The 21254-nt window shown below is 66.5% G+C and carries 19 protein-coding genes and 1 pseudogene; 7 read left to right on the forward strand and 13 right to left on the reverse strand.

Annotated features, from left to right (window positions below):
• Nucleotides 1-2 precede the first annotated feature (2 nt).
• Complete coding sequence (locus B4383_RS12340; RefSeq protein ID WP_078292093.1) at nt 3-629, forward strand: precorrin-8X methylmutase; 627 nt, start codon at nt 3-5, stop codon at nt 627-629.
• On the forward strand, nt 626-2113 hold the full coding sequence (locus B4383_RS12345) for a precorrin-2 C(20)-methyltransferase (RefSeq protein WP_078292092.1): 1488 nt from the start codon (nt 626-628) through the stop codon (nt 2111-2113). The genes B4383_RS12340 and B4383_RS12345 overlap by 4 nt, the downstream gene beginning before the upstream one ends.
• Here the strand turns inward: B4383_RS12345 and B4383_RS12350 are convergent.
• From B4383_RS12350 to B4383_RS12365, 4 genes are read right to left on the reverse strand one after another with little or no spacing between them, the layout of a single operon-like run.
• Nucleotides 2085-2813 (reverse strand): cobalt-precorrin-6A reductase, encoded by a 729-nt coding sequence (locus B4383_RS12350; protein ID WP_078292162.1) that lies wholly within the window; start codon nt 2811-2813, stop codon nt 2085-2087. The two genes, B4383_RS12345 and B4383_RS12350, sit on opposite strands and share 29 nt — an antisense overlap.
• Before the next feature lie 9 nt (nt 2814-2822).
• Nucleotides 2823-3578, reverse strand: a complete 756-nt coding sequence (gene cobM / locus B4383_RS12355) for a precorrin-4 C(11)-methyltransferase (RefSeq protein ID WP_078292091.1) — start codon at nt 3576-3578, stop codon at nt 2823-2825.
• A complete protein-coding gene (cbiE, locus tag B4383_RS12360; protein WP_078292160.1) occupies nt 3575-4792 on the reverse strand; it encodes a precorrin-6y C5,15-methyltransferase (decarboxylating) subunit CbiE in 1218 nt (405 codons plus the stop codon). Before cbiE ends, cobM begins: the two co-directional genes overlap by 4 nt.
• Nucleotides 4789-5514: an SDR family NAD(P)-dependent oxidoreductase gene (locus tag B4383_RS12365; protein ID WP_078292159.1), complete on the reverse strand. Its 726-nt coding sequence runs from the start codon at nt 5512-5514 to the stop codon at nt 4789-4791. Before B4383_RS12365 ends, cbiE begins: the two co-directional genes overlap by 4 nt.
• A gap of 101 nt (nt 5515-5615) precedes the next feature.
• On the opposite strand from B4383_RS12365, the gene B4383_RS12370 reads away from it, so the two are divergent.
• Nucleotides 5616-6041 (forward strand): F420-dependent biliverdin reductase, encoded by a 426-nt coding sequence (locus tag B4383_RS12370; protein WP_078292090.1) that lies wholly within the window; start codon nt 5616-5618, stop codon nt 6039-6041.
• Here B4383_RS12370 and B4383_RS12375 read toward each other — a convergent pair.
• Nucleotides 6038-7180: a Xaa-Pro peptidase family protein gene (locus tag B4383_RS12375; protein WP_078292155.1), complete on the reverse strand. Its 1143-nt coding sequence runs from the start codon at nt 7178-7180 to the stop codon at nt 6038-6040. The genes B4383_RS12370 and B4383_RS12375 overlap by 4 nt on opposite strands.
• A 60-nt stretch (nt 7181-7240) precedes the next feature.
• On the opposite strand from B4383_RS12375, the gene B4383_RS12380 reads away from it, so the two are divergent.
• On the forward strand, nt 7241-8176 hold the full coding sequence (locus tag B4383_RS12380) for a 5'-3' exonuclease (RefSeq protein ID WP_078292157.1): 936 nt from the start codon (nt 7241-7243) through the stop codon (nt 8174-8176).
• A gap of 55 nt (nt 8177-8231) precedes the next feature.
• Here B4383_RS12380 and B4383_RS12385 read toward each other — a convergent pair whose 3' ends face one another.
• From B4383_RS12385 to pafA, 7 genes are all read right to left on the reverse strand, one after another.
• Nucleotides 8232-8942: a DUF4333 domain-containing protein gene (locus tag B4383_RS12385; RefSeq protein ID WP_078292088.1), complete on the reverse strand. Its 711-nt coding sequence runs from the start codon at nt 8940-8942 to the stop codon at nt 8232-8234.
• 79 nt (nt 8943-9021) lie between these two features.
• The gene (locus B4383_RS12390) at nt 9022-11808 is read right to left on the reverse strand and encodes an RNA helicase (RefSeq protein WP_078292087.1); all 2787 of its coding nucleotides are present in this window, start codon (nt 11806-11808) and stop codon (nt 9022-9024) included.
• Entirely contained in the window at nt 11805-12677 is an 873-nt protein-coding gene (gene tatC / locus B4383_RS12395; protein ID WP_078292152.1) for a twin-arginine translocase subunit TatC, read from the reverse strand. Before tatC ends, B4383_RS12390 begins: the two co-directional genes overlap by 4 nt.
• Nucleotides 12678-12789: 112 nt before the next feature.
• Complete coding sequence (gene tatA, locus B4383_RS12400; protein ID WP_078292149.1) at nt 12790-13056, reverse strand: Sec-independent protein translocase subunit TatA; 267 nt, start codon at nt 13054-13056, stop codon at nt 12790-12792.
• A 59-nt stretch (nt 13057-13115) separates the two neighbouring features.
• A complete protein-coding gene (locus B4383_RS12405) occupies nt 13116-14096 on the reverse strand; it encodes a YafY family protein (RefSeq protein WP_078292086.1) in 981 nt (326 codons plus the stop codon).
• Nucleotides 14093-15085, reverse strand: coding sequence for a YafY family protein (locus B4383_RS12410; RefSeq protein ID WP_078292084.1), 993 nt, complete (start codon nt 15083-15085; stop codon nt 14093-14095). The genes B4383_RS12405 and B4383_RS12410 overlap by 4 nt, the downstream gene beginning before the upstream one ends.
• A gap of 153 nt (nt 15086-15238) precedes the next feature.
• The gene (pafA, locus tag B4383_RS12415) at nt 15239-16597 is read right to left on the reverse strand and encodes a Pup--protein ligase (protein WP_139360726.1); all 1359 of its coding nucleotides are present in this window, start codon (nt 16595-16597) and stop codon (nt 15239-15241) included.
• Between the two features lie 166 nt (nt 16598-16763).
• On the opposite strand from pafA, the gene B4383_RS12420 reads away from it, so the two are divergent.
• The 3 genes from B4383_RS12420 to B4383_RS12430 all read left to right on the forward strand — a co-directional run bounded on the left by B4383_RS12420 (nt 16764) and on the right by B4383_RS12430 (nt 20875).
• A complete protein-coding gene (locus B4383_RS12420; RefSeq protein ID WP_078292080.1) occupies nt 16764-18008 on the forward strand; it encodes a glycosyltransferase in 1245 nt (414 codons plus the stop codon).
• Between the two features lie 27 nt (nt 18009-18035).
• Nucleotides 18036-19511: an amidase gene (locus B4383_RS12425; protein WP_078292078.1), complete on the forward strand. Its 1476-nt coding sequence runs from the start codon at nt 18036-18038 to the stop codon at nt 19509-19511.
• A gap of 143 nt (nt 19512-19654) precedes the next feature.
• Entirely contained in the window at nt 19655-20875 is a 1221-nt protein-coding gene (locus B4383_RS12430) for an ankyrin repeat domain-containing protein (RefSeq protein ID WP_078292076.1), read from the forward strand.
• Here B4383_RS12430 and B4383_RS12435 read toward each other — a convergent pair.
• Nucleotides 20875-21254 (reverse strand): annotated as a pseudogene (locus B4383_RS12435) (hypothetical protein); the annotation flags it as partial. The gene B4383_RS12430 and the pseudogene B4383_RS12435 sit on opposite strands and share 1 nt — an antisense overlap.

The raw sequence follows: 21254 nt of genomic DNA on the forward strand, positions 1-21254 counted from the left end.
GCGTGCTGGACTACGTGCGAGACGGAGCCGAGATCTATCGGCAATCGTTCGCGACCATCAGGGCCGAGGCCGATCTGTCGGCATTCCCCGACGATGTCGCGCGCGTGGTGGTCCGGCTCATTCACACCTGCGGGCAGGTAGATCTGCCCGGCGAGATCGCCTTCTCCCCCGACGTGGTGACACGCACCCAGGCGGCCCTGGACGCCGGTGCCCCGATCCTGTGTGATTCGTCGATGGTCGCGGCCGGGATCACCCGCCTGCGCCTCCCCGCCGACAACGAGGTGGTGTCCCTGGTGGCCGATCCGCGCGCCGCGGATCTGGCCCAGCGCACCGGAACCACAAGATCGGCTGCCGCCGTGGACCTCTGGGCCGATCGGCTGCCCGGATCGGTCGCCGCGATCGGAAATGCCCCCACCGCGCTGTTCCGCATCCTCGAACTCATCGACGAAGGGGTTACTCCCCCAGTGGCCGTCCTCGGCGGCCCGGTCGGTTTCGTCGGCTCGGCACAGTCCAAACAAGAGCTGATCGACCGCCCGCGCGGCATGGACTACCTCCTGGTGCGGGGTCGACGGGGCGGCAGCGCGATGGCCGCCGCCGCGGTGAACGCGATTGCGAGCGATAAGGAATGAGTAGAGGAACCCTGTGGGGAGTCGGGCTGGGACCCGGCGATCCCGAGCTAGTGACCGTCAAGGCGGCCCGACTGATCGGTGAGGCCGATGTGGTGGCGTTCCACAGCGCCCGGCATGGCCGCAGCATCGCCCGCTCGATCGCGCAGCCGTATCTGCGGCCGGGCCAGATCGAGGAGCATCTCGTCTACCCGGTGACCACCGAAACGACAGAGCATCCGGGCGGATACCGCGGCGCCATCAATGATTTCTACGAAGAGTCCGCAAATCGGATTGCCGCCCACTTGGATTCGGGCCGCAACGTGGCCTTGCTCGCCGAAGGCGATCCGCTGTTCTACAGCTCGTACATGCACATGCACCGCCGTCTGACCGACAGGTTCGATGCGGTCATCATCCCCGGCGTGACGTCGGTCAGTGCCGCCTCCGCGGCGACGGGGACGCCCTTGGTCGAGGGCGACGAGATTCTCACCGTCATTCCCGGCACCTTGCCTGCCGACGAGATCGCTAGCAGGCTCGCCGATCTCAAATATCGAGGCGCCGCGATCATCATGAAACTGGGCCGCTCATACGGCGCCGTCCGGCAGGCTTTGGACACCTCCGGGATGTTGGACCGTGCGTACTACGTGGAACGGGCCAGCACCACCGAGCAGCGGGTGCTTCCCGCCGCCGATGTCGACCCGTCCTCGGTGCCGTACTTCTCACTGGTCCTGGTTCCCGGGGCGCAACCCATCGCCGACACTCGGCTCGACGAGATGGTGACGGTGGTCGGATTGGGCCCGGGCCGCCACGATTGGACCACCGCCGAAGTCCGTCAGGAACTCGCGCGCGCCACCGACCTCATCGGCTACGGCCCCTACCTGGATCGCATTCCCGCCCGAGACGGCCAGGTTCGTCACGCCAGCGATAACCGCGACGAACCCGCGCGCGCCGAACTGGCCTTCAAGCTCGCGGCGGGCGGCCGCCGGGTCGCCGTCGTGTCCTCTGGCGACCCTGGTGTGTTCGCGATGGCCGCCGCGGTGATGGAAGAGGCCCGTGCGTGGCCCGATGTCACGGTGCGGGTGCTCCCGGCGATGACGGCGGCGCAGGCCGTGGCCAGCCGAGTGGGGGCACCCCTGGGCCATGACTACGCGGTGATCTCACTGTCCGATCGTCTCAAACCATGGGAGATCATCGAGTCCCGTCTACGCGCCGCGGCGGCCGCAGATCTCGTGCTCGCCGTGTACAACCCGGCCTCGAAGTCGCGGACGTGGCAGGTGGCATCCATGCGTGATGTGCTGTTGGAACACCGCGACCCGGCGACGCCGGTCGTGTTGGGACGCGATGTCGGCGGCGCGGGAGAATCCGTGCGGGTGACGACGCTGGGTGAGCTCGACCCGTCAGCGGTGGACATGCGCACCCTGCTGATCATCGGTTCCTCGCAGACTCAGTGGCAGGACACCGATTCCGGGCCTCAGGTGTTCACGCCTCGGCGTTATCCCGCTCCGTAACCCACTGCTGCGCCGCGTCCACGGTGGTCACGGTGGTCACGTTCTCCGGTAATGCCGGCCTGTCGATCATCACGACGGGAATGCCCAGCGCCGCAGCGGCCTCCAATTTGGCGGAGGTCATTGTCCCCCCGCTGTTCTTGGTGACCAGAACGTCGATCTCATGCTGGCGCATCAGCTCGGTTTCCTCGTCGAGCGAGTATGGCCCGCGCGACAACAACACATGATGCCGCTCGGGTAGCTCGTCTGCGGGCACTGGCTCCACCACACGGATCAGGAACCAAGCGTCCGAGAACAGGAACGCCCCGATGCTCGAGCGTCCCGAGGTCAGGAACACCCGCGAAAAACCCTGCGCCACCACAGCATCCTTGGCCTCAGCCGCCGAAGACACCACCGTCGCATCGCCTGGCGGCCAGGGTGGGCGGCGCAGGATGAGGTGGGGGATGCCCAGCCGTCCGCAGGCCGCCACGGCGTTCTCGGTGATCGTCGCGGCGAACGGATGGGTGGCATCGACAACCGCTTCAATGTTGTTATCCGACAACCATGTCCGCAGACCTACCTCGCCACCGAATCCTCCGATGCGCAGCGCGCCCGCCGGTACCGCCGGGTTGCGCACCCGACCCGCGAGCGAGGTGGTGACGTCGAATCGGGGTACCAGCCGCTCGGCCAGCTGGCGCGCCTCCGCCGAACCTCCGAGGATCAAGATCTTCATCTAGTGCGAAGCCCCTCTACGACGTCCCGCCGAGTACAGATAACTGTCGGTAAAACCCTCTGCCGCAAGCACCTTCCCGACGAAGATGATCGCCGTCTTGGTGACACCCGCTTCCGTCATCTGCCCGGCGATATCCGCAAGGGTGCCGCGAAGGATGACCTCTGATGGCCAGCTGGCGTACGCCACCACAGCAACCGGCGTCTGCGGCGGGTAGCCCCCAGCGACGAGATCGGCGACCACCGTATCGATTTGAGCCGCCGCCAAATGCAGCGCCAGGGTAGCCCCCGGCGCGGCCAGGGTGCGCAGATCTTCGCCGGCGGGCATCGCGGTGGACAACGTCGAAACCCGGGTGATCGTCACGGTCTGCGCGACGCCGGGAACGGTGAGCTCGGTACCCAACGCCGCCGCGGCGGCGGCGAAGGCCGGAACACCCGGCACGATCTCATGACCGATGCCGAGGGTATCCAGCCGGCGGCACTGCTCAGCGACGGCGCTGTACAGCGATGGGTCACCCGAGTGCAGCCGAGCGACATCGAGTCCCTGTGCGTCGGCGTCGGATATCTCTTCGATGATCGCATCCAGGGTCAGTGGCCCGGTGTCGATGATCCGGGCGTCCGGCGGGCACACGTCCAAAAGGTCACGCGGCATGATCGATCCCGCGTACAGGCAGACCGGGCACCGTTGCAGGATCCGCTGCCCGCGCACCGTGATGAGGTCGGCGGCGCCCGGTCCGGCACCGATGAAGTAAACCGTCATGGCTTTTGCGCGCTCCATTGGGTGACAGGCAGCCGGGATCTCCAGCTGGTAAAACCCCCGAGGGGGGCGGCATCCTCGATGCGGTACCTGCGCAGCTCTCCGCCGTGGCCGGAATACCATTGCAACAAAAGCGCTTCGGATTCAGCGGTCACCGCATTGACGACAATGCGGCCGCCGCTCGGCAACCGCTCCCAGCAGTGTTCAAGCAATCCGGGGCCGGTAACGCCGCCACCGACGAAAATCGCATCCGGGGCCATGGCCTGCTCGAAATCCTCTGGAGCCGAGCCGAAAACCTCGATATCGACGCCAAACTTCGCCGCGTTGGCCATGATGGCGGCCCGTCGCGACGGCTCGATCTCGAAGGCCGAGGCGTTACAGCCGGTACCACTGCGTGACCACTCGATCGCGATGCTGCCCGAGGCCGCACCCACGTCCCATAACCGCTGGCCCGGCCGCGGCGCCAGCGACGCCACAGTGACCGCCCGGATCTCACGCTTGGTGATCTGCCCATCGTGTTCGAACACGTTCTCGGGCAGCCCCGCGACCAGCGGCAGGACGGCGCCCTCTACTGCCGGAACATATTCGACGGCAATGACATTCAATGCGTCGCCGGGCGAATGACTCCAACCGCGGGCGGCACCGGCGAACGAACGCTCGGCCGCGCCGCCCAGTTGTTCCCAAACCGTCAATTGCGAGGCGCCCAGCTCGGCTCCGGTCAAGGCTCGCGCCAAGTCTCCCGGAGTGTTGGCATTGCGGCTCAGCACCACGGCCCGTCCGCCGAACCTGCGGGCCGAGTCGACCGGTGCGTTCACCAGGCTGATGACCTCGACATCGTTCACCGCCCAACCCATTCGGGCACAGGCCAACGACACACTGGATACATGCGGGAACACCCGCACCCGCTCGCCGCCAAACAGCCGGGTCAGTGTGGTGCCGACGCCGTGCAACATCGGGTCACCGCTGGCAAGGACGTGGACATCACCGAGACCGTCGAACATGGTGGGCAACGCGGGCAACAGCGGGGAGGGCCATACTCGGCATTCCGCGGCCAGGGATTCCGCGGCCAGCAGTTCCAACTGGCGCAATGAGCCGAAAATGACTGATGCACGCTGCAATTCATGGCGAGAACGCATCGATAGGCCGTCGACCCCGTCCGCACCTATCCCGACCACGGTAATCATCTGTGCTCGATACTCTTCGCCCGAGGGACTCATCGCGGCATTCTGCGCCATACCGACGACGGTACCCACCGCATGACGAATGCCAACGTTCCCAGTGCTCGCGGGATCCACACGGTGCGCTTCCCGCGCCGCAGAGCCCGCACGGTCGCCTCTGCCACCTGGGGCGGTGTGCTCGCCAATGGCGCCGGGGACATGCCCGCCGCCATCCGGCCGATCACGAAGCCCGGGCGTGCGATCAACAGATGTACGCCGGAACCGTGCAGGGCATCGGCCAGCCCGCTCGCGAAACCGTCCAGTCCCGCCTTGGCGGATCCGTACACGTAATTGGCGCGCCGTACCCGCCATCCGGCGATCGACGAGAACACCACCAGCGCGCCGCGGCCGGCGCCGCGCATGCGAACCGCCAGCTGAGTCAACAGGGCCACCTGTGCCACGTAATCGATGTGCACGATGGCTGCCGCATGAATGGGATCTGTTTCCGCCCGTGTCTGGTCGCCGAGCAGCCCGAACGCGAGCACCGCCACATCGATGGCTCCCCGTCGCTCGATGATCGCGGCCAACACGGATTCGTGGGTGTCGAGCCGGTCTGCGTCGAACTCGACGCAGTCGACGGCCGCAGCACCGGCGTCACGGACGCGTCGTTCCTCCTCGCGCAGGTCCTCGGCCCGGCGCGCGGCCAGAACCACGGTGTTTCCGGGCGCGAGGCGCGTAGCCACCTCGAGCCCGATTTCGCTACGGCCACCGAAAATCACCACCGTCGACGGTCTTCCCGGACGCGGTTCATCCCCAAGCTGGCCGGAGTGTCGCACCGTGTCGGTCACGTCAGCGATTATGTCCTGCGCTAGCGTGAGAGTTGATGGCGAACACCCCTACGACCCGACTTACCGATGATGCGCTGGCGTTCCTCTCCGAGCGCCATCTCGCGATGCTGACCACGTTGCGGCAGGACAACAGCCCGCATGTGGTGGCCGTCGGCTTCACCTTCGACCCCGCGACTCACATCGCGCGGGTCATCACCACCGGCGGGTCGCAGAAGGCCGTCAACGCCGAGCGCGGCGGCCTCGCGGTGCTGAGTCAGGTCGACGGAGCCCGCTGGCTGTCCCTGGAGGGCACGGCCACCGTCGTCACCGACAAGGAAGCCGTGCGCGACGCCGAACTGCGTTACGCACAGCGTTACCGCACTCCCCGCGTCAACCCGCAGCGGGTGGTCATCGAGGTCAAGATCGAGCGGGTGCTGGGCTCCTCGGATCTGCTGAACCGCGGCGACATCCCGGCTGATTAGCGGCCGGACGGCACCACCGTCAGGCCATGTGGCTGTGAATTCACCGACTCACAACCGTTTTCGGTGACGATGACAATGTCCTCGATCCGTGCGCCCCACTGTCCCGGAAAGTACACACCCGGCTCGATGCTGAAGGCCATTCCCGGCTCCAGGATCAGGTCGTTGCCCTCCACGATGTACGGCTCCTCGTGGACCGATAGCCCGATGCCGTGTCCGGTGCGATGCACGAACGCCTCGCCCATCCCCGCTTCGTCGAGAACACGGCGCGCGGCGGCATCCACGGACTGGGCGCTCACACCGGGGCGAGCCGCCCGAACCGCGGCCTGCTGCGCCTGCTCAAGAATCGAAATCCGTTGAGCCACATCGGGGTCAGGATCACCAATGCTGTAGGTACGCGTGCAGTCGGAGTTGTAACCCGGCTCGTAGCTGCCGCCGATATCCACCACCACGATGTCCCCGGCCCGCAGCTCGCGCTCGGAGCACTCGTGGTGCGGGTCGGCCCCGTGCGGGCCCGAACCCACGATGATGAAGGCGACCTCCGAATGACCTTCGGCCACAATCGCTTCAGCGATATCGGCGGCCACCTGCGCCTCCGTGCGCCCCGGCACCAGCAGCTCGGGCACCAGGGCATGCACCCGGTCGATCGCGCTGCCCGCCTTGCGCAGCGCATCGATCTCGGAGGCGTCCTTGACCATGCGCAGTCGGCGCAGCACTCCGGTGGCCAGTACCGGCACCGTCCCGATCAATTCGGTCAGCGGGAGCAGATGCATTGCGGGCATCGATTCGGTGACGGCCACGGTGCCTGACACAGCACCGCCCGCACCACCCAGTGCCGCACGCACCAGCTCGTAGGGATTTTCACCGTCGACCCAATCGCTGATCGGGATGTTGAGGTCCCCGATCGCCGAATCCTGCAGCGCCGCAAGCTCCATCCGTGGCGCGATCACGGAGGGCGTTCCCGAGGCCGGCACCACCAGTGCGGTGAGCCGCTCAAAGGTCTGCGCGCGCGACCCCGTCAGATACCTCAAGTCATATCCGGGTGTGATCACCAGTCCCGCCACCCCGGCCGCCGCGGTCTCCTGGGCGGCGCGTCGCAGGCGGTTGGCGTACACATCCGATTCGAAACGCTGGGCTGCCATACGGTCCAGGGTATCTGGCATAGGTTGAGTGCCGTGTCAGATGATCTCGCGCGACCCGTCCTGCTGCTCGATGGCGCCAGCCTGTGGTTCCGTTCGTACTTCGGAGTTCCCGATTCCATCACGTCCCCCGACGGCAGACCCGTCAACGCCGTCCGCGGGTTCCTGGACACGGTGTCGCAGCTCGTCACCCTGCACCGGCCCCATCGGCTGGTGGTGTGCCTGGATCTGGATTGGCGTCCGGCCTGGCGGGTGGCAGCGATTCCGTCCTACAAGGCGCACCGCGTCGTGGAGGAGATCGCGACAGACGTCGACGTCGAAGAGGTGCCCGACGAGCTGACACCCCAGGTCGACATGATCGCCGCCATGCTGGACGCATTCGGCATCGCGTCGGCGGGGGCACCCGGCTTCGAGGCCGATGACGTGCTGGGCACCCTGGCGGCGACCGAACGCCGCGACCCGGTCGTCGTGGTCAGCGGAGATCGAGATCTACTGCAGGTGGTCACCGATGCCCCGGTCCCGGTTCGCGTCTTCTACATGGGACGCGGGTTCGCCAAGGCCACATTGTTCGGACCGGCAGAGGTTTCCGAACAGTACGGAGTGCCCGCGGAGCGTGCCGGCGCGGCGTACGCGGAGCTGGCTCTGCTGCGCGGCGACCCGTCCGACGGGCTGCCCGGTGTCGCCGGCGTAGGCGAGAAAACGGCAGCCAAGCTGCTCGCCGAGTACGGGTCGCTGACCGGCATTCTTGCCGCCGCCGACGATCCAAAATCCGGGCTGGCCAAGGCGGTTCGCACCAAGCTGCTGGCCGCCACCGACTACATCGCGGCTGCCGAACCGGTGGTGCGGGTGGCCGTGGATGCGCCGGTCACGATCGATCGTGGCAGCGATGCGCTACCGCTGACAGCGCGAGATCCTCAGCGAGTCGCCGAACTGGGTGCCGCATTGGGGATCGGGTCGGCGATCACACGCCTGCAGAAGGCGCTCGACGGACTCCCCTGAACACAAAAACGCCGAGTGCGCGGATCTGCGCACTCGGCGTTTCTCGAGAATCGATCTACTTGGGGCGGCCTACCTCGTAGGTGCCCTTGTCGTTCTGGAACGTGACAGTGACCTGCCGCTTGGTGCCGTCGATGCTGACATCGCAGTTGAAGGTGGCGCCCTTCTTCACCTCGGGGTTCTTGCCGTCATTGCACTTGACGTCCTTGACGTTCTTGGCGCCGTATCCGTTGGTCTCGTCGGTAAGAACCTTGGTCACGCCCTCTTGCGCCTTGCTGACGTCCAGGGTCGTGGTCATGGCCCAGCCGGGAGCCAGGAAGGCGGTAACCAGCACCACGATCAGGACCACCGCGGCCGCGACAATGCCGCCGATGATGGCGATGGTCTTGGTGGAACGCTGCGGCTTACCGGCACCGAACTGCGGAAACGGTTGTCCCTGCTGCTGCCCGTACTGGCCCGGGTATCCACCCTGCTGCCCGTACTGTCCCGGCTGGCCGTAGGCGCCGGGCTGGCCGAACTGACTCGGCTCGCCGAATCCCTGCTGACCGGGCTGCTGGCCGAACTGGCTCGGATCCCCAAATCCACCACCCGGGAAACCCGGCTGCTGGTACTGCGGATACTGCTGTCCCTGACCGTAGGCCGGCTGCTGCCAACCCTGCTCGCCCTGCCCTGCCGGATCTGAGGATTGCGGTGTCTGCCACGGCTCTTGGCCTTGCCCAGGTTGCGGCGCCCACTGTCCGCCAGGTTCGGTTCCCTGTGGACCGCTCATCGTTCCTCCCGTGTCGCGACATTGTTACTTACCGGTGTGTAAGAGCGTGCTGACGCTCCACCTTAGCGTTTGCTCGACCTTATGTGCCATCAACGGCGACGACGCCACGCCGCACGTCGGCGACCGCGGCCCGTGCCACCGAGCGCACCGCGGCGTCCGGCGCGGCCTTGTTGATTTGGTCGAGCAGATCAACCACTTGCCGGCACCACCGCACGAAATCACCCGCCGGCAACGCGGTGCCTGTATTGCCGGCCGCCTCCAGCGACGCCGCCAGATCGCCGGTAGTCGCCCATCGGTACACCGCCGCGACGAAGCCCTCATCGACCTCGCGAGTGGGCGAGAGCTGGTGCTGCTGTTCGTCGCGGCGCAACCCGGCCAGGGCCCGGTGGGTCTCGGCGAGTGCCGCCCGCAGCGCGGCCGTCGGCGCCTCACCCGTCTCCGACACCGCGTCACCCCGCGACTCGTACAGCACGGCCGATGCCACGGCCGCCAGCTCCGCGGGTTTCAGGCCCGCCCACAGCCCGCGCCGCAGACACTCGGCCACCAGCAGGTCACTTTCGCTGTAGATGCGTGCCAGCAGCATGCCGTCGTCGGTGACCTTCACACCTAGCTCGGCGCTGTCCTCGACATATCCACGTTCGGTGAGCAGCGCGAGGATCCGGTCAAAAGTGCGCGCGAGTGAATTGGTCGCGGCCGACACCTTCTTCTGCAGTTGCGCGTTGTCGCGTTCGATGCGCAGATAGCGCTCTGCTGTCCGTGCCAGCTCCTCGCGGTTGGGGACGCGATGCACCGGATGCTGCCGGATTTCATGGCGTAACCGTTCGACCTCGACTCCGAGATCCGGGCCGTCGGCGCCCGCACCGTTCTTGCGGCTCTTCACGGGTTGTGGCCTGTGTACCCGGCCCTCGTCAAGCGCTGACCGCAGCGCCGATGCCACATCACGTCGCACCTTGGGCTGACGATGCTCGACCCGCTTGGGCAGTGCGATGGATCCGAGCGGTTCGGCGCCCGCCGTGTAATCCGCCGACGAAATCCGTCCGGCCCAACGGTGTTCGGTCAACACCAAAGGACGCGGATCGTCATTGTCGTTAGCCGGCTCCAGCACCACGGCCACACCGTTGCGACGGCCATGGGGGATCGCGATGACATCACCCCGCTTGAGCGCGGCCAGAGCGTCGTTGGCCGCACCGCGACGTTCGAGCCGTGACGCGCGTGCGGCGGCGCGCTCGCGCTCGGCGAGGTTGCCGCGCAATCGGACGTACTCCAGAACCGAACCGTCGTGTCCGTCAAGCTCGTTGGCGATCTCGTCAAGCATTTTCTGACCACGTTCGATGCCACGCACCAATCCCACCACCGAGCGGTCCGCCTGGAACTGCGCAAAGGATCGCTCCAGCAGTTCGCGTGCCGGCCCCGGGCCCATGCGGTGCACCAGATTGATCGTCATGTTGTACGACGGCGCAAAGGAGCTGCGCAGCGGGAAGGTACGGGTGGACGCCAATCCCGCGATCTCGCTGGGCTCCACCTCGGGTGTCCACAACACGACGGCGTGTCCCTCGACGTCGATGCCGCGCCGGCCCGCACGCCCGGTCAGCTGGGTGTACTCGCCGGGAGTCAACGCCGCGTGCTGCTCCCCGTTGAACTTGACCAACCGCTCCAGCACCACCGTGCGTGCGGGCATGTTGATGCCCAATGCCAGTGTCTCGGTGGCGAACACCGCCTTCACCAGCCCCTTGGTGAACAGCTCCTCGACGGTGTGCCGGAACACCGGCAGCATGCCCGCATGGTGAGCGGCGATACCGCGCAGCAGCCCCTCCCGCCACTGCCAGTACCCGAGCACCTCCAGGTCGCCCTCGGGCAGCCCTTCGGTGCGGCGATCGATGACGGCGACGATCTGCCGCCGTTCCTCCTCGGTGGTCAGGCGCAACCGGGACCGAAGGCATTGCGCCACAGCGCCATCGCATCCGGCGCGCGAGAAGATGAAGGTAATCGCGGGAAGCAGCCCATCCTCATCGAGCCGGGTGATGACTTCGGGTCGCGACGGCGGACGATAGAGGGTGGGCGGCCTCCCCGAACGCTGGTTCGGCGCTCCCTGATGCGGCCGCCGGTGTGGGCGGTCGAAATCGGCGAAGCGATCCGCCTGGCGCCGTTGGGCTATGTAGCGCGTGAGCTCCGGATCGACTTGAGAAGGATGTCCCGCCCCGCCTGATGCTCTTCGCCCAACAGGCTCATCGCCATCGAACAGGTCGAACAGCCGCCGCCCGACTATGACGTGCTGCCACAGGGGAACCGGCCGGGTCTCGTCGACCACCACGGTGGTATCTCCGCGGACCGTCTTGATCCAGCCGCCGAATTCCTCGGCGTTGCTCACCGTGGCCGACAGACTGGCCAAGGCGACATCCTCGGGCAGATGCAGGATTACCTCTTCCCAGACCGCACCGCGGAATCGGTCAGCCAGGAAGTGCACCTCATCCATCACGACATACGAAAGAGCATGCAGCGCTGGCGAATCCGCGTATAGCATGTTTCGCAGTACCTCGGTGGTCATCACCACCACCGGGGCATCGGAGTTGATCGACGAGTCTCCGGTGAGCAGGCCGACCTTCTCCGTCCCGTGCACCGAGACCAGGTCGTTGTACTTCTGGTTACTCAGCGCCTTGATCGGGGTGGTGTAGAAGCATTTGCGGCCGGCGGCCAGGGCCAGGTGTACCGCGAACTCTCCGACGATGGTCTTGCCCGCGCCGGTGGGCGCGCAGACCAGCACGCCGTGGCCGTTCTCCAGCGCGGTACACGCGCGCACTTGGAACGGATCGAGAGCGAAACTCAGCCCTTGGGAGAACGCACTCAGTTCGGTTCCGATGCTGGTCACTTGCCCATGTTGTCAAACCGATCGGGGGGACCGATCGGTTCGGGCGCGGCAATGGCCTCGGGCGCGTCCAATGCGGAGGCCTCGTCATCACTGAGCTCCTGCGCGGCCTCCCGCCTGGCCTTGCGTTTGTCGTGCATGCGGGCGACCTGGATGGAGAACTCCAGCAGCAGTGTCAGGGCAAGCCCCAGCGCCGTCATCGAGAACGGATCGGCTCCCGGCGTCGCGAAGGCCGCGAAGACGAACAGGCCGAAGATGATGCCTCGGCGCCAATTCTTGAGCTTGGCGTAGGGCAGCATCCCGACGAAATTCAGCATGATGAGCAGTAGCGGGAATTCGAAGCTGACGCCGAACACCAGCAGCAGGTTGATCAGGAAGCTGAAGTACTCGTCACCCTTGAGCCCGGTGACCTGAACGTCGCTGCCCACCGTCAAGAGGAAGTGCAGGGCCTTGGCCAGCACCAGGTAGGCCAGGAACGCGCCGGTGACGAACAGCACGGCGGCCGCGGTCACGAAGATGATGCCGAACTTGCGTTCGTTGCGGTACAGGCCAGGAGTGATAAACCGCCAGATCTGGTACAGCCACACCGGGCAGGCCAGCACCACGCCGGCCGTCAGGCCCACCTTGAGGCGCAGCATGAACTGCTCAAAGGGCGCGGTGGCCAACAGTCGGCAGGCACCGTCCGCGCTGAGATTGGCGCGGGCGCTCGCCGGCAACGAGCAGTACGGCTCACGCAACCATTCACCGAGGCTCTCGAGGCCGAACATCGTGTGCTCGTACCAGATGAAACCGATGATGGTGGTGAGCAGGACCGCCGCCACCGAGATCAGGAGGCGGGTGCGCAGCTCCTGCAGATGCTCGATGAGCGACATGGTGCCATCGGCATTTTTGGGTTGCCTGAATTTTCGCCGCAGCCCAAGAGCCCCCAGGACCTTATTCATGAACGCATGACCTATCCGGCCGGCCTATCGCGGCGGAACGCGGCTAGGCAGTGGGCTTGTGACCGGGAGTCGATTCGATCGGGGGCGCTTCCACCGCGGCAGTGGGAGGCACTTGCTGCTGCTCCACGGCCTGTGGGGTGTCGGACACCTTCGCAGCATTTCCCTCGTTTTGCAGTTCTTTGACTTCCGACTTGAAGATCCGCAGCGACTTACCCAGCGAACGCGCGAGATCCGGCAGCTTCTTGGCTCCGAAGAGCAGCGCGAACACCACAATTACGATCACCCAGTGCATGGGTTGCAGGCCGCCCAATGTGGTCACCTCCTCTGGCGTCGTGTCTGCCCTGAATGCTACCCCAGGGCCGATCTCGGTCAGCTGGCCTGATACGCCGCCAGCGCCACCGCCGCATCGGCGCGTACCCGCAGCGCCAACGACTCCGGTGCCAGCACCCGGATCGCCGATCCAAACCCGAGGACCAGCCGCGCCATCCAGTCCTCGGAGGCGTAGGTCATGGCGGCCTCCACCGATCCATCGGCATGCTGAACACCGGTGGGCCGCATCGGGAAGTAATCGAAGACCCAGGACGCACTCGGGCCGACCAGCACCGTGGCCGCGGGAAGCGAGGGATCCGCCTCGAACAGACCAGTGTCGGTAGCTGTCTGGACCGCGGGAGCGGGGGGCGCCGCGCGCTGGTCGAGGACCTCGGCCTGTTCGATCCTGTCGAACCGGAACAACCGCACACCCTCCGATGCGCGACACCACGCCTCCAGGTAGCTGTGGTCCCCCACCACTGCGATCCGAATGGGATCAACTATCCGCTCCGACAACGCGTCTCGCGATGCCGAGTAGTACTCGATGCGCAGCGCCCTGCGGTGACGCACGGCTGAACGCACCGCGGAGACCGCCTCGGACTCCACCGGAGTCGCCGGTGAACCATCCGATTCGGTGTTTGATTCTCTTCGCCCGAGCGACTCATCGCCGGCGCCCGCCGCATCCTCGATCTTGGCGATAGCGCTGCGCGCGGCCTCCGGGTCGACGGTGCCAGGCATGTCCAGCAGGGCGCGCAGGGCGACCAGCAGTGCCGTGGCCTCCGGCGAGGTGAGGCGCAGCGGACGGTCGATACCGGCCGAGAATGTGACCTCGATGCTCTCCTCGGAGAAGGAAAGATCGATCAGATCGCCGGGACCGTAACCGGGCAGGCCACACATCCACAGCTGGTTCAGATCGGCCATCAGCTGTTTGGTCGTGACGCCCAGGTCCGCGGCGGCATCGGCGGCGCTGATGCCCGGATTGGCCTGGAAATACGGAACCATGTTCAGAAGCCGGGCCAGGCGATTCGACAGCTCGGTCATGCCGTGACTCCTGCGTGCTCCTGAAGACGAGTGATGACCTCATCGCGCACCTGTGCCGGCTCCAACGCCACCGCATCCGCGCCGTGCGACGCGATCGAGCGAACCAGTCGGTCGGGTGAGGCCACCTCGATCTCGACCACATCCCCGTCGCGCTCTCCGCGCCGCTGTGGTTCGACGACGGCACCCATTCGGCGCAGCTCCTGGGCGCGTCCTTCGGCGATCCACACTCGCGCGGTGATCCGCACCGGGCCGTCGCCGACAGCCCTGGCCACGATGGCGCGCAGGTCCACCCCTTCGGGGCGCCGTACCGTTCCCGGTTTGTCGAGCATCGTGACGTCCTCCCCGATGCGGGAGAGCCGGAAAGTGCGGGTGGCGTTCCGGTCCCGGTCATGTCCGACGAGGTACCAGCGCCCGCGATCGGTGATCACGCCCCACGGCTCGACGGTGCGTGTGACGTATGGCTCGGTGCGAGACGGCCGGTGACCGAATTGCACAGCCTGACCGGAGTCGATGGCGGACAGCAGGATTCGCAGCACCGATTCCGATCCACGGCCGCCGGGCATGGCGGCAGGTGCCGCCACCGAGACGTTCTCGGCAGCCGGGTCGACGTCCACCCCCGCCGCGCGCAGCTTCATCAACGCGCCCTGCGCGGCGGTGACCAACTCGGGCGACTGCCACAGCTGGGTGGCGACCGCGACAGCCGCGGACTCGTCGGCGGTGAGGGTGATATCGGGCAGCTCGTAGGCGTCGCGGCGGATGCGATACCCCTCGGTGGCGTCGAAGGACGACACCTTCCCCGTCTCCAGCGGGATGCCCAGATCGCGGAGCTCATTCTTATCGCGCTCGAACATGCGGCTGAAGGCCTCGTCGCTCGGCGAATCCGAGTAACCCGCCACCGACGTACGGATGCGTTCGGCGGTGACATAGGTGCGGGTGGACAGCAGGCAGATCACCAGGTTCATCAACCGCTCGACTTTGGAGATCGCCACGGCGGAAAGCTTAGAGGAAACCGGCACGTCAGCCCGGAGCGCATGCGGGAGTGTCCGAATGTTTGTTCGGACACTCCCAAACGCCGAGTGCGAGCCTGGCGCGGATTTCTGGGCAGATTTCCGCGTGAGCCTCGCACTCGGCGGAGAACCGCGCTACATGCTGGCGATGAGCCGTTCCACCCGCTCGTCGACGGACCGGAACGGGTCCTTGCACAACACCGTGCGCTGTGCCTGGTCGTTGAGCTTGAGGTGTACCCAGTCGACGGTGAAATCGCGGCCGGCCTCCTGAGCGGCGGTGATGAAATCGCCGCGCAGCTTGGCCCGGGTGGTCTGCGGCGGCTGATCGACGGCTGCCTTGATCTCCTCGTCGGTGGTGACCCGGGCGGCCAACCCCTTGCGCTGCAACAGGTCGAACACACCCCGGCCGCGCTTGATGTCGTGATAGGCCAGGTCCAGCTGGGCAATCTTCGGGTCGGACAGCTCCATGTTGTAGCGGTCCTGATAGCGCTGGAACAGTTTGCGCTTGATCACCCAGTCGATCTCGGTGTCGACCTTCGAGAAGTCTTGGGCCTCAACGGCATCCAGCGTGCGACCCCAGAGCTCCACGACCTGCTCTACCTGCGCGTTCGGCTCGCGGGTATTCAGATGCTCGACGGCGCGGGCGTAGTACTCACGCTGGATGTCCAGGGCACTGGCCTGACGTCCGCCGGCGAGCCGGACGGGGCGGCGTCCGGTGAGGTCATGGCTGACCTCACGAATGGCGCGGATCGGGTTATCCAGCGAAAAGTCCCGGAAGGCGACGCCACTTTCGATCATCTCCAGCACCAGCGCCGCCGTGCCCACCTTGAGCATGGTGGTCGACTCAGACATGTTGGAGTCGCCGACGATGACGTGCAGCCGCCGGTACTTCTCGGCGTCCGCGTGCGGCTCATCGCGGGTATTGATGATAGGACGGCTACGGGTGGTCGCCGAGGACACGCCCTCCCAGATGTGTTCGGCGCGTTGCGACAAGCAGAAGGTCGCCGCCTTGGGGGTTTGCAGTATCTTGCCCGCGCCACAGATCAGCTGGCGGGTCACCAGGAAGGGCAGCAGCACATCGGAAATCCGGGAGAACTCCCCCGCCCGCACGATGAGGTAGTTCTCGTGGCAGCCGTACGAGTTGCCGGCCGAATCGGTGTTGTTCTTGAACAGGTAGATGTCGCCGCCGATGCCCTCGTCGGACAGGCGCTGCTCGGCGTCGATGAGCAGGTCCTCCAGGACACGTTCCCCGGCACGGTCGTGGGTGACCAGCTGCACCAGGCTGTCGCATTCGGCGGTGGCGTACTCGGGGTGGCTGCCCACATCGAGGTAGAGCCGTGCGCCATTGCGCAGGAAGACGTTGGAACTGCGCCCCCAGGACACCACGCGACGGAACAGATAGCGAGCAACCTCGTCCGGGCTCAGTCGCCGGTGGCCGTGAAATGTGCACGTCACGCCGAACTCGGTCTCGATCCCCATAATTCGACGCTGCACAGCATCGAGACTACTGGGTGAGGCCATCGGCGGCGGGGAGGCTGGCCTTTCTCTGAGCCTTCTGTCTGGGTATCTCAGCAGCACGACCGGTGATCCGATACGGTTCGGTTCGGGTTGAGCCCGGTTTCCGCACGCCGTACTGGCACACAACGACAAGGTTTCGACGATGCATATTGCGCTGTTCACCGATCTTCATCCCGAGAGCCTGGGCGGGGCGCAGATCTCGGTGGCCCGGCAGCGGCACGGCCTGGAGCGGCTGGGGCACAAGGTGACGGTGTTCACCGCACCCCTGGCCCACACCGTCGACCCCGACCCGAACGTCGTCGAGGTCAAGCCCGTGCCGTTCGTGGCGGAGGCGATGCGCAAGCTCGGCAAGCACGATGACTTCACCTTCGTATGGCCGGGAACTGCGAACAGGGAGCTGATCGACCGGGAGCTGCGCGCCCGCGGACCCATCGACATCATCCACAGTCAGGGCGACCTGGGCGTCTGCATCGCCGGTGTGGAAGCCGCCCGCCGCAATGGCATCCCGGTGGTGCAGACCAAGCACACCCGATACGACGTCTACTTCGAGAAGGCCAGCCCCAACCCGCTGCTGCTGGCGTGGATCTTCAGCCAGATGCAGGAGCGCCACCTGCCCAGGGACTTTCACCTGACGACGGTGCAGGAGTCCGCGGCATCGCGGCGGGCATGGCAGCTGATGATGGCTCAGGCACAGGCCGTGGACCACGAGATCACCCCGACGACGCACTTCGCCCAGGCCCTCACGGACCGCGGCCTACGTCGGCCCATCTCGGTGGTCTCGAACGGTGTCGACGACGAGCTGGTGGACATCGCCCGTGAAGCGGCGGACGACAAGCCGACCGACGATGAGCCGCTGCGGCTGATCTGGTGCGGACGCCTCTCCCCGGAGAAGCGGGTGCTGGAGGCCGTGAAGGCCGCCACCCAGGTCAAGAACTGTGTCATGGACATCTACGGCGACGGTCACCTCGAGCACGCCATTAAGAAGTACGTCGATTCGCACGGAGCCTCCAACCGGATCCGTTTGCGCGGCCGGGTCAGCCAGGACAGCTGCCTGGCGGCGATGGGAGCCAGCAGCGCGCTGTTGTTTACGTCCTACGGTTTCGACACTCAGGGACTGGTTCTACTGGAAGCTATTTCGATGTCGACGCCCGTCATTTTCTGCGACGAGATCCTCGGCGAGTCGGTGCCCGACGGCGGTGGTCTGGTGACGGAGAACGAGTCCGTGGAGGCGATCGCTGCGGCCATCCGCTCGCTGGCCGATGACCGCGGCAAGCTACGACAGATGACGGAAGTTGTCGCCGCGCACCAGGACGAGCCACGTCAGTCGCTGCAGACCGAGAAGATCGTCGCCATCTACAACGATGTGCTGAAGAAGGCCAACGCCTGATCCCCTGAGGCCGCATAGGCTGGCCGGGTGGATTTCTCCGAATACTCCCAACACGACGCCACCGGCCTGGCCGAACTGGTCGCCACCAAGCAGGTCAGTCCTGCCGAGCTGCTCGCCGCCGCCCGCGCCCGGGCGGTAGCGGTCAACCATGACATCGGTGCCATCGTTCGGACCATCCCCGAGGCCGATCAGCAGGTCGCCGGTGAGCTGACCGGACCGTTCGCCGGAGTGCCCTTTCTTATCAAGGACCTCGGCCAGGACTACAAGGGCCACCCGACATCGGGAGGGTGCCGGGCGTTGTCCGCCCGCCCCGCACCGGAACACTCCACCATCGTGCAGCGCTGGCTCGATGCCGGTCTCGTCATCTTCGGCAAGACCAACACCCCCGAGTTCGGGTCGAAGGGCATCACCGAGCCGGAACTCTTTGGGCCAAGCCGTAACCCGTGGGATCTGAGCCGCACCCCGGGCGGGTCCTCGGGTGGTTCTGCCGCTGCCGTGGCCGCGGGAATCGTGCCGGTGGCCGGTGCCAGTGATGGGGGCGGGTCGATCCGCATCCCCGCGGGATGCTGTGGTCTGGTGGGTCTCAAGCCCGGTCGCGGTATCACTCCGATGGGTCCGGGGGCCGGTGAGCCCATGCACGGCGCGGCGGTCAGCGGCACGGTGTCTCGCACCGTCCGCGACACCGCCGCCATGCTGGATGTCATCGCCGGCCCCGAGCCCACATCGCCGTATCTCCCGGCGATGCCCGAGGATTCGTATGCCTTGCAGGTGGGCCGGGACCCCGGCAAGCTGCGGATCGGGGTGCGCATCCCCACCGTCATCACCCCGAATCCCGATCCCGCCGCGGTGGCCGCCGTCGAGGCCGCGGTGCGCCTCCTGACTCACCTGGGCCATGAGGTGGAAGAGGTGAGCGCCCCCTACGACGACGGGCAGCTCGCCCGTGATTTCCTGCTGACCTGGTTTGTGCACGCCGCCTACGAAGTGGACGACACCAAGAAGCTGACCGGAGCGGGCGACGAGGGGTTCGAGCGCGACACCCTCCTCATCGCCGCTCTGGGCCGCGCCACCAGCGGCCCCGATTACGTTGCGGCCGTGGAACGCCGACACAACTACGTGCGGGAACTGGCGACCTTCTTCGGCGACTACGACCTGCTGCTCACACCCACACTCGCCAAGACTCCGCCGCGGATCGGCGAGTTCAATCTCCCGGCGCCGCTGGCGGCGGTATCCGATCTACTGCTGCGCACCAAGACTGCCCGCGTGCTCAAGTACGCGAACATCGTCGACAGCATGATCAACGACAACCTCGGCTGGGTCCCATACACCCAATTGGCGAATCTCACTGGGCGCCCGGCGATTTCCTTGCCGTTGTATGAGACCCCGAAGGGCCTGCCGCTCGGCGTGCAGTTCGTCGCGCCATTGGGCGGTGAATCTCTGCTCATCCGGCTAGCCGCTCAGCTCGAAGCGACCGAGCCGTGGGCACACCGTCGCCCCACGCTCTAGCGCGGTAATGTGGGTGCCGGGCGTGCAGGAGCGCCCGGTGTCCGCCCGAAGAGGCTCAGCCTCCCTGCCATCCTTGACGTGGTTTACCCGACCTCTTCTCACACCTGGTCTCGCGGACATCGGGTTCACGAGAGGAGGCCGTCATGGCCAGCACCCTTCCCACCAATCCGTCACTCGACCGCGTCCGCGGCGATGCGCGTGAACTTCAGCGCGCGGTACGCGCCAAGGATCCCGCGGCGATCGGCACGGTGCGTCAGCACCACCCGCGGCCGGATATCGCTTTCGCGCGTGAGCTATTCGCGCTGCACGATGCCCAGCTGACGGTGGCCCGCCGCTACGGTTTCACCGGCTGGCCCGCTCTCGTGCACTATGTGGAGCTTGCCGCCGGGCTCAGCACCGATCCGAGCGCGGTCGATGAACCGGACCTCGGCGCGGCCGACCGGTTCTGCGCCCTGGCCTCGTTGCGGTACGACGAGGACGACGAACCTCCGCGCTGGCAGGCAGCGGCTGATCTGGTGGCCGCCGATCCCGCGCTGGTGGATCGGCACGTGTGGGCCGCCGCCTCCGCCGCGGATCCGGTCGCGCTCGCACGTCATCTGGCGGCACACCCGGCACTGGAGACCACGAACGGCGGTCCGTACGGCTGGTCCCCGCTGATGTACCTGTGCTACGGACGGGCACCGCTGGGCCGCACCGCGAACGCGACGCTGGCGGCCGCGCATCTTCTTCTCGACGGCGGCGCCGACCCGAATTCGGGATATCTGTGGCGCGGACTATCCACCCCGTTCACCGCGTTGACGGGCTTATTCGGCGAGGGCGAGCAGGGGCCCGGTCGTCAGCCCCGCCACCCCTTCGCCGAACCACTGGCCACCGTGCTGTTGCAGCGAGGTGCACATCCGGTGGACCAGCAGACCCTCTACAACAGGATGTTCCGTCCCGACGACTCACATCTGGAGCTGCTGTTCTCTCACGGGTTGGCCGATGCCGGTACGAGCCCATGGGAGCGTCGCCTGGGCGAGGCGATGGAGACCCGCGAGCAGATGTGGCGGCGGCAGGTCGACTGGGCCGCCGAGCATGGGTTCGCCGATCGTCTGGAGCTGCTCGCCCGACACGGAATCGATACCGCGGGTGTCACTCTCGTGACGGCCTCCTTCCCCACCGACGTCAATGCCCGCGACGACGAAGGTGCGACACCGCTGCACCAGGCGGCCTGGGCCGGTGATCTGGTGCTGATCCGCCGGCTTCTGGAGGCCGGAGCCGATCGCGCGATGACCGATACCCGCTTCGGGTCAACACCGCTGCAATGGGCAGAGCACGCGTACCAGACCGAGGCCGCAGCACTGCTGCGCGAGCACACCGGCTAAGCGGCCGCGGCTTTCACGGCCTTGCCCACCTCGGTACGCAGGAAGGTCAGCCAGGGTTCGAGGACGCTGCGCACCCAGCCGACCGATCCCATGACCAGGCCCAGCAGCACGCCGCCGGTGACACCGATGAGCACACCGAAAAGCAAGCGGCGCAGCGTCATATACAGGTGCTCGGCCAGCAGATAGCCGCCCGTACCCATGGACGCCGTCGTGGTTGGTGGAGACCTCGATGAATGCGTTCCAGACGGTGCTCGGATACGGCACAAAGGTCTGGTTCCAGATACCGCTCGCCGCTGCCAGCTGCGACGAAGGCGACCACCGACAGCAGCGGCAACGCGGCATTGGTCAGGCGACGGCGCCATTGCGACGGGCGTGCGGA

The organism is Mycobacterium sp. D16R24 (assembly GCF_002013385.1).
Classification (GTDB): domain Bacteria; phylum Actinomycetota; class Actinomycetes; order Mycobacteriales; family Mycobacteriaceae; genus Mycobacterium.

Excerpts from the sequence above, each read along its gene's own strand:
- B4383_RS12430 (WP_078292076.1), top strand. The coding sequence starts at position 19,655 with ATGGCCAGCACCCTTCCCACCAATCCGTCACTCGACCGCGTCCGCGGC.
- B4383_RS12420 (WP_078292080.1), top strand. The coding sequence starts at position 16,764 with ATGCATATTGCGCTGTTCACCGATCTTCATCCCGAGAGCCTGGGCGGG.
- B4383_RS12405 (WP_078292086.1), bottom strand. The coding sequence starts at position 14,096 with ATGACCGAGCTGTCGAATCGCCTGGCCCGGCTTCTGAACATGGTTCCG.
- B4383_RS12385 (WP_078292088.1), bottom strand. The coding sequence starts at position 8,942 with ATGAGCGGTCCACAGGGAACCGAACCTGGCGGACAGTGGGCGCCGCAA.
- cobM (WP_078292091.1), bottom strand. The coding sequence starts at position 3,578 with ATGACGGTTTACTTCATCGGTGCCGGACCGGGCGCCGCCGACCTCATC.
- B4383_RS12375 (WP_078292155.1), bottom strand. The coding sequence starts at position 7,180 with ATGGCAGCCCAGCGTTTCGAATCGGATGTGTACGCCAACCGCCTGCGA.
- cbiE (WP_078292160.1), bottom strand. The coding sequence starts at position 4,792 with ATGAGTCCCTCGGGCGAAGAGTATCGAGCACAGATGATTACCGTGGTC.
- B4383_RS12370 (WP_078292090.1), top strand. The coding sequence starts at position 5,616 with ATGGCGAACACCCCTACGACCCGACTTACCGATGATGCGCTGGCGTTC.
- tatC (WP_078292152.1), bottom strand. The coding sequence starts at position 12,677 with ATGTCGCTCATCGAGCATCTGCAGGAGCTGCGCACCCGCCTCCTGATC.
- B4383_RS12345 (WP_078292092.1), top strand. The coding sequence starts at position 626 with ATGAGTAGAGGAACCCTGTGGGGAGTCGGGCTGGGACCCGGCGATCCC.